Raw genomic sequence first — 13,268 nt, 5'->3', positions numbered from 1 at the left:
TCTTTCATGAATCCGGTTCATATAATTGGAGGCGGTCTCGCTGGTTCAGAGGCCGCTTATCAGCTCGCCAAACGTAATATCCCCGTGATCATTTATGAGATGCGCCCTGAAGTGATGACTCCTGCCCACTCCGGCGGCGGCTTCGCTGAGCTTGTCTGCTCCAACTCTCTGAAGGCGGAGGCTCTTGACACAGGTTCAGGCCTTCTTAAGGCAGAGCTTGAGCTTATGGACAGCCTTCTGATCCGCATAGCCAAGGAATGCAGAGTTCCCGCCGGCGGTTCTCTCGCCGTGGACAGGGACATGTTCTCCGCAAAGGTGACAGAAAGCCTTGAGGCTATGGAAAATGTGCGGATAGTGCGGGGTGAAATAATAGATATTCCTTCGGAGAGACCGCTCATTATTGCCAGCGGACCTCTGACTTCTGATGCTCTGGCGGAGAAGATAAAGTCTCTCATGGGCGGCGGATTGTATTTCTTTGATGCCATATCGCCCATAATAGATTACGACTCTGTGGACATGACCAAATGCTACTTCAAGAGCCGCTACGGCAAAGGTGATCCTGATTACCTTAACTGCCCCATGACAAAGGATGAATACGATGCCTTCTACGATGCGCTTATGGATGCTGAAAAGGTCGCCTTTGAAGACTTTGAGAAAATGAATGTGTTTGAAGGCTGCATGCCCATAGAGGAGATGGCGGTGAGGGGACGCAAGACCCTTGCCTTTGGTCCCTTGAAACCTGTGGGACTTGAGCATCCTGAAACAGATAAAAGATATTACGCTGTTCTTCAGCTCCGCAAGGAGAATGAGGAAGGCACATCATATAACCTTGTGGGCTGCCAGACAAAGATGAAGATAGGGGAACAGAAGCGGGTTTTCGGTATGATTCCGGGACTTGAAAACGCAGAATTTCTCCGCTACGGCTCTGTTCACCGCAATACGTATATAAATGCCCCTTCAAAGCTGGATGACAGGTTCAGGTACGAGGATAACTTCTACTTCGCAGGTCAGATAACCGGCGTGGAAGGCTATCTGGAATCTATCGCATCGGGACTGATTGCAGGGTATGACCTTGCTTTGAGACTGACAGGCGGTGAAAGCAAACCTTTCCCCCGTGACAGCGCTTTGGGTTCACTGGGCTTGTTTGTTACGGATAAATATGAAGCCACACGCAAAAAATATGTTCCGAGCAATTTCCATTTCGGCATGCTCCCTGCACCCGAAGAGAGAATAAAGGATAAAAAACTGAAAAAAAGCATGATGGCTGAAAAGGCTGTTAATTCTTTAAAAGGTTTTCTTAAACCCTGATGTTCCTGTAGTGCCGGGGTATACCTGTGTTCCGTACATAAATACAAACACCGAAACAATTCCCAGAAAACCTGTCATTATAAACACTGACTTGAGCCCTGCTGCGGAGGATAACATAGCTCCGAATGCGGGGCCGCTGGCAAACCCCATCCCCATGAATGCGTTAAATTTCCCCATAGAATGACCAAGGCTGCACTCGTCTGTGTTTTCCATAATGAAGGAAAGGCAGGCGGGCTGTGACATAGCTGTAAATATTCCCCCAAGACTCATCAAAAGAAAAATTGAACCAAAGCCGGAAAAAAACACAGTGAAAATAGTTGTGAAGGATACACAGAATCCACCTGCGGCTATGAGTGTTTCCTTGTGGATAATATCCGTGAGTCTTCCGCATAGGGGCAGACTTATTGTGGTAAATGCAGCTGCCGCACTGAGGGTAAAGCCTATTTTTGATGGAGGAATATCCATTCTTGAAAGATATATAGGAAGAAAGGCCGTGATTACGGAAATGCCCCATCCTCTGAAAAAAATGTAAACCAGCAAAGGGTTAATTGCACTGTCGCTGTTTTTTTGAATTTGGGTCTTTGGCATGTTCGTATAGGCAGGTTTTTCCTGTGTAAGAGCGGGAAAAATAGCCAGAGCTGCAACACAGCACGTCAGCATGGATGTGAAAACTCCTCTGAAACCATAACTTTCCAGTATAAGGCTACCGGAGTAAGGTGCCAGAGCTATTGCCGAGTAGAAGGAAAGATCAAAAAGGGCAAATATTCTTCCTTTACGTGTAGAATCTGCCGGAAAGAAACAGTAAATTACCGGACGAAACATAGCACATGCCAGCCCCTGAAGTATCCTTACCGTGATAATGACTGCCTTATCATCTGTGATAAGAAAAAAGCACGGCACAAGGGTATAAAGAACCAGTGCCGTGAAAAGAATTTTATGTGTGCCAAATCTGTCGGCAAGCTTGCCCGCAAAAGGTGCAGAGATGATTTTTGTCAGTGAATAAACAGCAAAAACAAAACCGAAAATAAACCCTGATATGTAATTGTCTTCACAGAAAAGGGAGAACATTGAGTCATTAACGGCAAAGCTGAATGTTACGAGAAAATTGATAGTAAATAAGATAACAAATCCGCTTCTGCTGCTGATTTTATTCATAAAATACTCTCTTACGGCACTTTTGCACTGAAAGTGTGGTGACAGCCCTCATTGCAGTACAGTGTGGAGGGTTTATGTATGCTGTGGCACAGGGTGCATCTCATCTGTCCGGGGTGTGCATTATGGGGGTTGACTTCATGTTTCTCGCCATTTTCTTCAATGAAGATAACAGGAGGTTCGTTTTCCATACCTTCATGACAGCCTTTGCAGGCTTTTTGCGAAGCTTTTTTTTCCGGCGTGTCTGTTCCGTGGCAGTCCGCACATGAAAGCTCTGCTTCAAGATGTTTCCTTCTGAGTGTTTTCTCTTCTCCGGCTGCAAAAGCGGCAGATAAAAAAACAGATAAGATTAATGTTAGTAAAAGTATAAGAAGTTTCGGCATTATTTCCTCGATGCTGTGTTATTGGTGCTGTCCCGGATAAATTTCCGGGACAGCTTAAGAGGTAAGCTATGACTGTGTTTATTTCCCTGTGGCTACAATGTTTTTAACAGCAAGGCGTGCGCCGTTGATTGCAAATGAGCTTGCTGCGCCTTCTGCTATTGTCAGGTCGTAAGAATCACCGTACATACCGCCTGCATCGCCGCCAACAGCGTAAAGACCGGGAATTACGTTACCCTGCTCGTTTACAACCTGAAGGTGTTCTGTAACTCTGGAACCGCCGAGTGATGTAAGGTGGTGGAGCTGACCTTTGAGAACATAGAATGGCCCTTTTTCAACTGCTCTGAGCGTGCGGGGGTTTTTGCCGAAGCGCTCATCTTTGCCCTGTTTAGCGTATTTAGTAATTTCCTTTGCTGTCTGTTTGAAAGCTTCAGGATCAAAACCTGCTTTTTTGGCAACTTCATCAAGTGTTTTGCCGGAGAAAGCGTTGCCTTTCTTTTCGTTTTCGGGGAAAAGCTGATCAAACTTTTTCATTGGCTGTCCACGTTTTATCCAGTTGCCGCATCCGTTAAGATATCCTTTTGTCTGAAATTCCTTAAGGGTTTCTGCATCGAATACAACATATGTAAACTTGCCTTCACGGCTGATAGCGTTGCTGGCGAGAGGCCAGTCGATTGTTACTTCCTCATTGAAGAAACGTTCGCCGTGTGAGTTTACATAAAGAAGAGACTGGCGGAACATTGCACGGAGTTCGGCATTTTTACCGTTGCATATAGCTTCTCCGGGTGCGAGCATGAAAGCTCCATTAAGCATAAGCGGTCCCATTCCGTCAAGGGCTGCACCGGCTGAAAGAGCCATGTTTATACCATCGCCGTAGCTGCCGAGAACAGTGGGGAGCGATTCCGGACCGCCGTATTTCTTGATCATCTCAAGGTTGCTTGCATAACCGCCTGTGGCGAGGATTACGCTTTTGGCATTAACCTGTATTACTTCTCCGTCTTCGTTTTCAGCGATTACACCTGTTACTGCGCCGTTTTTGTCTAAGAGAAGTTTCTTGCCGGGGGTCTCTGTAAGAAGAGTACCGCCTTTTGAGGTATAGATATTTACCATTGCTTTAATGTAGTTAGAACCTGATTCGGGGAAGATGTGCCAAGTTTTGTTGGGTTTGTTAAGCCATGCTGTCTTGACTTCCTCAAAATGAACACCGTGATCCCAGATCCATTTGATTGTTTCTGCAGACTGGTCAATGACAGCTTTCACCAGACGAGGATTTGATTTCCAGTGGTGATAGCTCATGACTTCGTTAAAAGCCTGCTGCTTTGTGAGCTTAACTCCTGCTTCTTTCTGCATGAAGCTTTCAACTGCGTATGTTCCTTCCATAAAGTTGCCTGTGCCGCCTACTGCGGGTTTTTTCTCAAGCAGTACAGTGGAAAGACCTTTTTCCTGAGCCGACACAGCAGCAGTAAGACCGCCGGCACCTGCACCCACGATAACCAGATCAACATTGTACTCTTTGTCAGCAGCAAAAACCTGTGCGAAAGCAAATGAGCATAACATAGCAATGAACAGTAACTTTTTCATAATTCTCTCCTGAAGTTAAAAAAATGAAACCGCCGTGTAATTCCACGGCTTTTCTAAAAGCTACTACTTCATGATTTTTGCCTCAAGCATGTAAGGAAAAAATATATATACTGGGATATATGCTTTTGGGATTAATTTGATGAGCTATATTTAAAAAGGATATCATTTTTTTTTGTCAGTGCTTATATTAAATAAATGGAAATATTTTTATGCGGTCGAAGACAGAACACCACGCTTTTAAGCGTGGATGAATGAGCCTTTCGACGGTATACTTTTCTATGGAAATCATTAAGACCTCTCACAGTGCTTATTACTTGAAATATCATGTAGTTTGGGTTTGTAAATACCGTCGAAAGATCCTGAAGCCTGGTGTCTGTTCTTATATTCGTAAAACGTTGCCCAGTTTATTGAGAAGTATGCCTGGCGTTGAAATAGAAGCCATTGGCTTTGACTTAGATCATTTGCATATGGTTATAATTATTCCTCCCAAATATAGTATTTCAGATGTTATGGGTAGATTAAAAAGCCAATTGGCTTCCCGTATGCGAAAATTTTTTGATTGGTTAGAAAAAGTATACTGGAATGAAAATATAGTGTGGTCGCCAGGCTACTTCGTTAGCAGTATTGGTTTGAATGAAGACGTAATTAAAAATTACGTCGAAATGCAAGGGCAACAGGATTCAGGACAGCTCAAGATTGAGCTGTAAAAAACATGCGATAGCATGGCGAAAGCATAGAACCCCGGGTTTACCCGGGGGTATCTATTTAAAAAGGGTTTATTATGAGAATAAGGTATCACGGCTTCCCATGGGTCAGGTCGAAAGCTGGCAGTGAGCTTCAAAAGTTCTTTTCGGATTACGGAACTCTTAAACACATACCCAAAGGTACGCCTGTTTTTAAAGGCAATGAATTTTATCCTAATCTCAGTCTGGTTCTGAGCGGTCTTTTAGCAAAATTCAGCGAAAGTTTTACTTTTAAAGAAACATCAAAAGTTAAGGCAATAAGCCTGCTGCTTCCGGGTACTGTTCTGGGCGGAACTTTTTTTCTTTCAAACAGGTTGTCAAATATCGCCTCAACTGCTTTAAGGGATACCGTGCTGCTTGATGTTAAGCATGAAGCGGTATGGGAATATGTGCGAACTCACCATAACTTCGGTAAAATGCTTGTGAATCATCTTATGCTGGATTTAGAGTCAGACCTGGAGGGAATGGCAGCAATTATTGCCCGTCCGCCGGAAGAAAGGCTTGCAGTGCTTTTTAAAATCCTTGTACAGCGATATGAAGTTCAAAATGAAAACGGATGGTTTAATATCCCTGTCAAGCTTACCCATTCAGAGCTTAGTCAGGTTATTTACACAATTCCGCTTACCCTGAACCGCATTTTGCTTGAATGGAAAAAGCGGGGACTGTATCGTAAAGAGGGAACGGAAAGGTATGCTCATAAGAGTCTTTTTGACAATCTCTATGACTGGGAGGAAAACCGCATGAAAAATAATGATGTTGGTTCAGGAGCTTAGTATTGAACATTGACCGTGCTGTTGCTGACTTTATTTTATATCTGCGGAATGAAAAAAATGCCTCCGAACATACAATAAAAGCATATTCCGGAGATCTGTCAGAGCTTGCAGACTATCTGGATGCTGAAAAGATAAGCGATATAGAATCCGCTGATTTTTATATTCTGCGTGGTTTTATCGCATCTCAGTTTGACAAAGGGATCTCCAAATCCACCGCAGAACGTAAGGTGTCCACCCTTAAATCATTCTATAAATACCTTCATAAAAAATCAGTCATAGAAGATAACTACGCACGTATGCTGAAATTCCCTAAAAAGGAAAAAAAATCGTTTAATGTCTTCAACATAGATGATCTTCTGAATCTTCTGGAACTGCCGGATAAAACAGAACCTGCAGGTATGCGTGATGCTCTTCTCCTTGAGCTGATGTACGGCACAGGGGTTCGTGTTTCAGAGCTTACGGGGCTGAACCTCTCTGATATTGATCTGCGGGGAATGCGTATACGTGTGAGGGGGAAAGGTAAAAAGGAGCGGGTGATCCCTCTGGGTGACATTCTGGGCGACCTGATTACAGCATATATGCGTGTGCGTGCTGATGTGCCGGCTGAAGGACATTATCCTAAAGATGATGCAGTTTTTCTTAATAAATACGGCGGCAGACTTACTGAACGCTCTGTCGGGCGCATGGTGGAGAAATATCTTAAAGCAGCGGGACTTCCGGTGGATTTCTCTCCGCACTCATTCAGGCACTCTTTTGCCACACACCTATTGGAAGGCGGTGCCGATCTGCGGACTATTCAGGAGCTTCTGGGGCATGAATCCCTTTCAACAACGCAGAAGTACACCCACCTGAATCTCAGCGACCTTTTGCGTATCTACGATCAGACACATCCTAAAGCAAAATAATTATTTTTTTGTATTTTTTTATCTCTTCATTCCGAAACATTTAAGTGCTATTGAGTTCCAAGTTCACTAATTCCACGTTTTTTTCACTGGGAAAGAAGACAATCAAATGCTATTATTTGATCCGACAATAATTGTCTTATGATTATTTCTTTATTAAAATTCAGACAGGTATGGTATGGAAAAAGCATTAGTTGTTGATGACAGCCGACTGATACGTAAAAGCATCAGGAGCGAACTGGAAAAATTCAGTTATAAAGTTGATGAAGCGGCAGATCTGAACGAGGCAAGAAAAAAACTGACTGAAAACTATTATGACGTGGTGACCCTTGACATGGTTCTGCCCGATGGAAAAGGGTTGGAACTGTGCAGAGAAATGAAGTACCAGCAAAAGTTTGAACAGACAGTAGTAATTATTATAACCTCTTTAATTGATGATTCAGTGCGTATTCAGTGCTTTCAGAACGGAGCTTTCGGGTACTTTATAAAAAATTCCGTAAGAGAAGGGCTTGGGGTGTTTCTGCAAAATGTTAAAGATTTTGTCAGCACCTGCTGCTTTAGCGGAATGAAGGCTCTGATTGTTGAGGACAGCAAGCTTCAGCGTAATTTTATCAGCGGTCTTTTGAAGAAATCCGGCGTTACCCCTATCTGCATGGAAAACATAGAAAGCGCAATGGATCTTCTGAAGAGCGGCAGCTATGTTCCTGATGTTGTCCTTATCGACTATTTTTTCGGTTCAGGTCAAACCAGCGGAGAGTTCGTAAATTTTCTGAAAAAAGATTACAACTTTAAGAATATTCCCATCATCGCAATGACAGTCTCTGATGACCGTGAAGTACGCAACAGCCTTTTCTATACAGGCGTGAATGATTTTTTTCATAAACCGTTTGATGTTGAGGAATTTTACCTGCGTTTAAGGGCTCATCTTCTCAACAAAATACTGCTGGATGATATGGAGAAAACCAATAAACTCCTTCAGCTTCAGGCGATTACAGACGGGCTGACGGGCATATACAACAGACGCTATTTTTATGAAACTCTTAGCAAGGAAGACAGCAGGTCTCGCAGGACAAAAGAGCCTTACTCATTGATAATATTTGATATAGACCATTTTAAACGAATAAATGACAGGTTCGGGCATATTCTTGGTGATGAAGTGATAAGAGAGATAGCCTCGATCGCCTGTTCACTCACCAGAGACTCAGACACTGTTGCCCGTTACGGCGGGGAGGAGTTTATAATACTGCTTCCTGAAACCGACTGCAAGGGTGCATACACTCTGGCTGAAAAACTCAGAAAAACCATTGAATCCAATGTTTTTCAAGGGATAAATACCCGTATAACAAGCAGCTTTGGTGTTGCATGCATATCAGAAACAAAGTGCAGCGATAAACTTGTAAATCTGGCTGATGAAAGACTGTACCAGTCAAAGAATATGGGAAGGAATATGGTTGTCGGAAGCGGAGTGACAGTTTAATTAGGGTTTTTAGTTAAAATAAAAAAACCCCGAACGGCATTGCCGGCGGGGCTGTTGTTTCTTTCTGTTATGCCTTTGTTATTTTGCGTGGCATTTGTTGCAGGATTTGCCCTGAGGAACTTTTTTAGCAACGTGGCATTCCCAGCAGAAAAGGTCATGAGCGTCATTTTTAGTCTTTTTAACGCCGATTGCACCTTTAAAGCTTACTTCGCCGCCTGCTTTAAGGTTTTTAAGAGCGCCGCCTTCTTCAGTAACGTGACAGTCAGTACATGCGTTTTTAGCCTGGTGTACATCGTGGGGGAACTGAACTGCGGGTTTGGAAGGTTCGCCAGCGACCCATGTTTTAAGATCGATTTTTGCGGGACCTGCCGCAATTGCAGCAGCAACTGCGAAACAGATTACTGCCATTGCAACTATGAGTTTTTTCATAATCTTCTCCTTCATGAAATCTATCAGCATAAATTAGCATATGACATTATAATGTCAAGGCTGATTAGATCTGATTTACGTATAATTTGCGGTAAAGTAAAGGTAAAATCCACAATGGCGGAAGGTGTGATATTCGTATTGTTTTGGTATAAATAGAAATTTACCTTCGTGCAAAAAGTTTTGACCATATTCTCTATGCCGCCTTCGTAGGGTATGCCTGAAAGGTTTGCGCTTGTTGCGGTAACTGCTCCGTATTCCTTAAGAAAACCCGCCAGAGGTTCAGTTTTCGGAAGGCGTACTGCCACGTTTCCGTTCAGTGTCATGAGCGGATTAATATGCTTTTTAGCTTTAAGAATGACCGTGCATGGAAAGGGGCAGTTCCGCATGAGATTAAGCGCAGCCTGCGAAGGTTCGGCAATTTCCATAACCTGTTCAACGCTGCCTGCAAGAACAGGAAAAGGTTTGTTGAGTTCCCTGCTTTTAATTTCGTATATTTTTTCGTTGGCGGCCGCATCGCTTATGGATGCTCCTATGCCGTATATGGTGTCAGTGGGGAAGATGACGGGTTCATTCTTTGAACCCGCCTCTGAGAATATTTTTCTGAATGCGGAAATCTCCGCCTTCATTATAAGCATTTTAGTGTGCGCCGTTTAACATCGCCTGTACTTCTTCATTAGCCTTGTAAACGTCCTGCTTCATCTTCTCACGGTAATCTTTAAGCTTTTTACCGAGTTCAGCGTCAGACCTTGCGATTATCTGACATGCGAAAAGAGCTGCATTTTTAGCGCCTGCATTTCCTATAGCCATTGTGGCAACAGGGATTCCGCCGGGCATCTGCACCATTGAAAGAAGAGCGTCAAGACCGCCGAGTGTGGTCGCAGACACGGGTACAGCCACAACAGGAAGATTGGTTTCACTGGCAACTACACCGGCAAGATGAGCAGCAGCTCCGGCAAGGGCTATAATTACGGAAAAACCATTGTTTTCTGCGCCTCTTGCCCATTCTCCTGTGCGTTCAGGGGTTCTGTGAGCGCTGGAAACTATAACTTCACATGGTATATTGAAATCTTTCAGAACCTTGATTGCTGTTTCTGCGATTCCAAGGTCGGATTTGCTTCCCATTATTATACCGACTTTACTCATTTCTTAAGCCTCCTCAGTGCCTTAGCTCCGATGTCTTTACGGAAGTGGGCGTTTGTCCAGTATATTTTATTAACAGCTTCGTACGCTTTTTCTATGGTTTCTTCAAGGTTTCTGCCCCTTGCTGTCACACCGAGGACACGTCCTCCTGTGTTTACCGTTGTGGTGTCAACAGTTGCGGTGCCTGCATGGAAAACCTTAACGCCCTGCACTTTGTCGGCATCTGCAATACCGTTGATTTCATAGCCTTTTTCAAACTCCTTCGGATAACCGCCGGAAGCCATGACAACACACACAGCGGGTTCTTTGCTCCACTCTGCTTTTATATCTTTCAGTCTGCCGTCTATGCAGGCTTCAAAGATTTCAAGCAGGTCAGAATTAAGGCGTGTGAGAACAGGCTGGGTTTCAGGATCACCGAAACGTGCGTTGAACTCGAGAACCTTAACTCCGTCAGCAGTGATCATCAGTCCGGCGTATATTATGCCGACATATTTTATGCCGCGTTTTTTAAACTCGTTTATTAACGGGTAGGCTATCTTCTGAGTTGCGAAGTCAAATATATCATCCGTCACCACAGGAGCAGGGGAGTAAGCGCCCATTCCGCCTGTATTAGGACCCTTATCGCAGTCATAAACTGCCTTATGATCCTGACTGGAAACCATAGGGAGAACAGTTTCACCATCGGAGAAGGCAAGGTATGAGGCTTCCTCTCCGTTGAGGAATTCTTCCACAACCACTCTGCTGCCGGCTTCACCGAAGATATTATCAATGAAGATCTCTTTCAGAGCGTTTTCAGCCTCTTTAACAGTCAGGGCAACAGTTACCCCTTTGCCTGCGGCGAGTCCGTCCGCTTTTATGACAATGGGTGCGCCTTTTTCATGTACATAGGCATTTGCTGATTCAAAATCCGTAAACTCTTTATAAAAAGCGGTGGGTATTCCTGCTGCGACCATCATTTCTTTTGCAAAAGCCTTGCTCGCTTCTATCTGCGCCGCAGCTTTGCAGGGTCCGAATACCCGTAAGCCTTTTTCCTGAAAATAATCCACTATACCTGCAGCAAGGGGGTCTTCAGGGCCGACAACAGTGAGCGCAACATCATTATGTTTTGCGAAGTCCGCAAGATCTTTCAGTTCGGTGGCTTTAATGCGGATGTTGGTTACTTTATTCTCAAGTGCTGTGCCGCCGTTTCCGGGAGCAACGAAGATTTCCTCAACCTTCGGATTCTGAGCCAGTTTCCATGCGAGAGCATGTTCTCTGCCCCCGCTGCCTACAACAAGTATTTTCATTAATTTTTTTCCTTACTTATGATAGTTCGCAGACAGGTACGTCCTGTCCTGCGAACTTATCTTTTGAAACTTAGTGTTTGAAGTGGCGTACGCCGGTGAAGATCATGGCTATGCCGTGTTCATCAGCAGCTTTGATCACTTCTTCGTCTCTGATTGAACCGCCGGGGGATATTATGGCGGTGATGCCCTGTTCCGCAGCCTGATCAACACTGTCACGGAAGGGGAAGAAGGCATCGCTTGCCATTACACAGCCCTGAAGGGGTTTCTGTGCTTTAAAAGCGGCTATTCTGGCGGAGTCCACACGGCTCATCTGCCCTGCGCCCACGCCTATAGACTGGTGTTCGTTTGCGTATATGATTGCGTTTGATTTAACGTGTTTAGCGACTTTCCAAGCGAAAGCCATTGCCTTAAGCTCGCCTTCGGTGGGTTTGCGTTTAGTGGGTGAGGGAAGTTCGGCTATGTTAGCAAAAGAGTGGAGGTCTCTGTCCTGAAGCAGAACGCCGCCTGTAACTTTTTTGACATCAAGTTCATTGTCCCTTGCGCCGGAAAGATCTCCTACCTCTATGAGACGAAGGTTCTTTTTCTGCTCAAGTATTTCCTTTGCTTCTTTGCTGAAGGATGGAGCTACAATAACCTCAAGGAAAAGCTCTGCAAGCTTTGTTGCAGTGGCTTTATCAACCTCTCTGTTTGCGCCGACAATACCGCCGAATGCGCTCACTGGGTCACACTCAAGGGCACGCTCATAAGCTTCAAGAAGAGTTGCGCCTGTGGCTGTACCGCAGGGGTTTGTGTGCTTTATGATTGTTATTGCGGGTTCGCCTGTGAAGTCCTTAATAATTTCTGCTGCTGCATTAATGTCAACTATGTTGTTGAAGGAAAGTTCTTTACCGTGGAGCTGAACACCTGTGGAAACGCCCGGTTCTTTGATCAGAGGCTGAACATAGAAGGCTGAATCCTGATGGGGGTTTTCTCCGTAGCGCATGCCCTGTTTTTTGCGTGCGGGGAGAGTGTATTCATCGGGGAACTTAACACCGAGAAGGTTGTTGAAGAAACCTGCGATGATACTGTCATACAGAGCTGTGTGTCCGTATGCTTTTCTGGCGAGGTCACGTCTTGTTTCAAGTGTTGTGCCGCCTGCTGCGTCCATTTCTGTTATGACACGTTTATAGTCGGCTCCGTCAACTATGATTGTAACGAATTTATGGTTTTTAGCGGCGCTTCTCACCATTGAGGGACCGCCTATGTCGATGTTTTCGATTATTTCGTCAAGACTCACGCCTTCTTTACAGACAGTTTCTTCAAACGGATAAAGGTTTACGGCAACTATATCGATATTCTTAAGCCCGTGTTCCTTCATTGTTTTCTGATGTGCCTCATCATCACGGACATTGAGAATACCGCCGTGAACCTTGGGGTGGAGAGTTTTTACTCTGCCGTCAAGCATTTCGGGGAATCCGGTGAATTCGCCGATTTCAGTGATTTTAATGCCGTTTTCTTTCAGAAGTTTCGCCGTTCCGCCAGTGGAGATAATTTCCACTCCTCTTGCGGCAAGCTCTTTTGCAAATTCGGCTACGCCTTCTTTCTTGGAAACGCTGATCAGCGCTCTTTCAGGTTTTACTATCATTTCTTTTCACTCCTTTTATGAAGAAAAAGGTCAAGCATAAGCAAGCAGACCCCTACGGATATAGCACTGTCCGCAACGTTAAACGCCGGCCAGTGATAACCTGATACATAAAAATCCAGAAAATCCACCACTTTTCCGATGTAAACCCTATCTATAAAATTGCCTACCGCTCCGGCAATAATAAGAGTGTATGAGAACGCACGCAGCTTCATATTTACTTCTCTGTAAAGCAGGTACGCCACGGCTATTATAGCCGCAAGAGTAACCAGAACAAAGAAAAGCTGACGGTAGCTCTCATTCATTCTTGCCAGAAAACCGAAAGCCGCACCCGGATTGAGTATATACGTGAAGTTGAAAAATCCGGGTATAACCTCTCTGGTTTCATGGAGCATGAATGTATTCTTAACAAAAATCTTCGTAGCCTGATCCACAATGAGCAGTACGGCAAAAAGCGAGATAAGCGATTTTTTCAT

14 protein-coding genes are annotated in these 13,268 nt (G+C 44.5%); 5 read left to right on the top strand and 9 right to left on the bottom strand.

Annotation, left to right across the window (positions count from 1 at the left end):
* Positions 1–6 precede the first annotated feature (6 nt).
* Positions 7–1,308, top strand: coding sequence for a methylenetetrahydrofolate--tRNA-(uracil(54)-C(5))-methyltransferase (FADH(2)-oxidizing) TrmFO (trmFO, locus tag ACYRYY_RS03830; protein ID WP_460214185.1), 1,302 nt, complete (start codon positions 7–9; stop codon positions 1,306–1,308).
* Here trmFO and ACYRYY_RS03825 read toward each other — a convergent pair.
* From ACYRYY_RS03825 to ACYRYY_RS03815, 3 genes are all read right to left on the bottom strand, one after another.
* Entirely contained in the window at positions 1,285–2,463 is a 1,179-nt protein-coding gene (locus ACYRYY_RS03825; RefSeq protein WP_460214184.1) for an MFS transporter, read from the bottom strand. The genes trmFO and ACYRYY_RS03825 overlap by 24 nt on opposite strands.
* Positions 2,464–2,474: 11 nt before the next feature.
* Entirely contained in the window at positions 2,475–2,843 is a 369-nt protein-coding gene (locus ACYRYY_RS03820) for a cytochrome c3 family protein (RefSeq protein ID WP_460214183.1), read from the bottom strand.
* Between the two features lie 78 nt (positions 2,844–2,921).
* Positions 2,922–4,421 carry an FAD-dependent oxidoreductase gene (locus tag ACYRYY_RS03815; protein WP_460214182.1) on the bottom strand — a complete coding sequence of 500 codons (1,500 nt, stop codon included), beginning with the start codon at positions 4,419–4,421 and terminating at the stop codon, positions 2,922–2,924.
* 251 nt (positions 4,422–4,672) lie between these two features.
* On the opposite strand from ACYRYY_RS03815, the gene tnpA reads away from it, so the two are divergent.
* The 4 genes from tnpA (at position 4,673) to ACYRYY_RS03795 (ending at position 8,316) form a co-directional block, all read left to right on the top strand.
* A complete protein-coding gene (gene tnpA, locus ACYRYY_RS03810; protein ID WP_460213868.1) occupies positions 4,673–5,128 on the top strand; it encodes an IS200/IS605 family transposase in 456 nt (151 codons plus the stop codon).
* A gap of 74 nt (positions 5,129–5,202) precedes the next feature.
* On the top strand, positions 5,203–5,937 hold the full coding sequence (locus tag ACYRYY_RS03805; protein WP_460214181.1) for a Crp/Fnr family transcriptional regulator: 735 nt from the start codon (positions 5,203–5,205) through the stop codon (positions 5,935–5,937).
* Between the two features lie 2 nt (positions 5,938–5,939).
* Entirely contained in the window at positions 5,940–6,842 is a 903-nt protein-coding gene (xerA, locus tag ACYRYY_RS03800) for a site-specific tyrosine recombinase/integron integrase (protein ID WP_460214180.1), read from the top strand.
* A gap of 175 nt (positions 6,843–7,017) precedes the next feature.
* Entirely contained in the window at positions 7,018–8,316 is a 1,299-nt protein-coding gene (locus ACYRYY_RS03795; RefSeq protein WP_460214179.1) for a GGDEF domain-containing response regulator, read from the top strand.
* 78 nt (positions 8,317–8,394) lie between these two features.
* On the opposite strand, the gene ACYRYY_RS03790 is transcribed toward ACYRYY_RS03795, so the two are convergent.
* From ACYRYY_RS03790 to lspA, 6 genes are all read right to left on the bottom strand, one after another.
* Complete coding sequence (locus ACYRYY_RS03790; RefSeq protein WP_460214178.1) at positions 8,395–8,745, bottom strand: cytochrome c3 family protein; 351 nt, start codon at positions 8,743–8,745, stop codon at positions 8,395–8,397.
* Between the two features lie 23 nt (positions 8,746–8,768).
* Positions 8,769–9,380 carry an L-threonylcarbamoyladenylate synthase gene (locus ACYRYY_RS03785; protein WP_460214176.1) on the bottom strand — a complete coding sequence of 204 codons (612 nt, stop codon included), beginning with the start codon at positions 9,378–9,380 and terminating at the stop codon, positions 8,769–8,771.
* 1 nt (position 9,381) lies between these two features.
* The gene (gene purE, locus ACYRYY_RS03780) at positions 9,382–9,888 is read right to left on the bottom strand and encodes a 5-(carboxyamino)imidazole ribonucleotide mutase (RefSeq protein ID WP_460214174.1); all 507 of its coding nucleotides are present in this window, start codon (positions 9,886–9,888) and stop codon (positions 9,382–9,384) included.
* Positions 9,885–11,171 (bottom strand): phosphoribosylamine--glycine ligase, encoded by a 1,287-nt coding sequence (gene purD, locus ACYRYY_RS03775; protein ID WP_460214173.1) that lies wholly within the window; start codon positions 11,169–11,171, stop codon positions 9,885–9,887. The genes purE and purD overlap by 4 nt, the downstream gene beginning before the upstream one ends.
* A gap of 70 nt (positions 11,172–11,241) precedes the next feature.
* The gene (gene purH / locus ACYRYY_RS03770) at positions 11,242–12,795 is read right to left on the bottom strand and encodes a bifunctional phosphoribosylaminoimidazolecarboxamide formyltransferase/IMP cyclohydrolase (protein WP_460214171.1); all 1,554 of its coding nucleotides are present in this window, start codon (positions 12,793–12,795) and stop codon (positions 11,242–11,244) included.
* Positions 12,792–13,268: a signal peptidase II gene (gene lspA, locus ACYRYY_RS03765; RefSeq protein ID WP_460214169.1), complete on the bottom strand. Its 477-nt coding sequence runs from the start codon at positions 13,266–13,268 to the stop codon at positions 12,792–12,794. The genes purH and lspA overlap by 4 nt, the downstream gene beginning before the upstream one ends.

Source organism: Geovibrio sp. ADMFC3 (assembly GCF_054687035.1).
The sequence above is the reverse complement of the archived record's forward strand: the minus strand, read 5'-3'. Positions and strand labels throughout refer to the sequence as shown.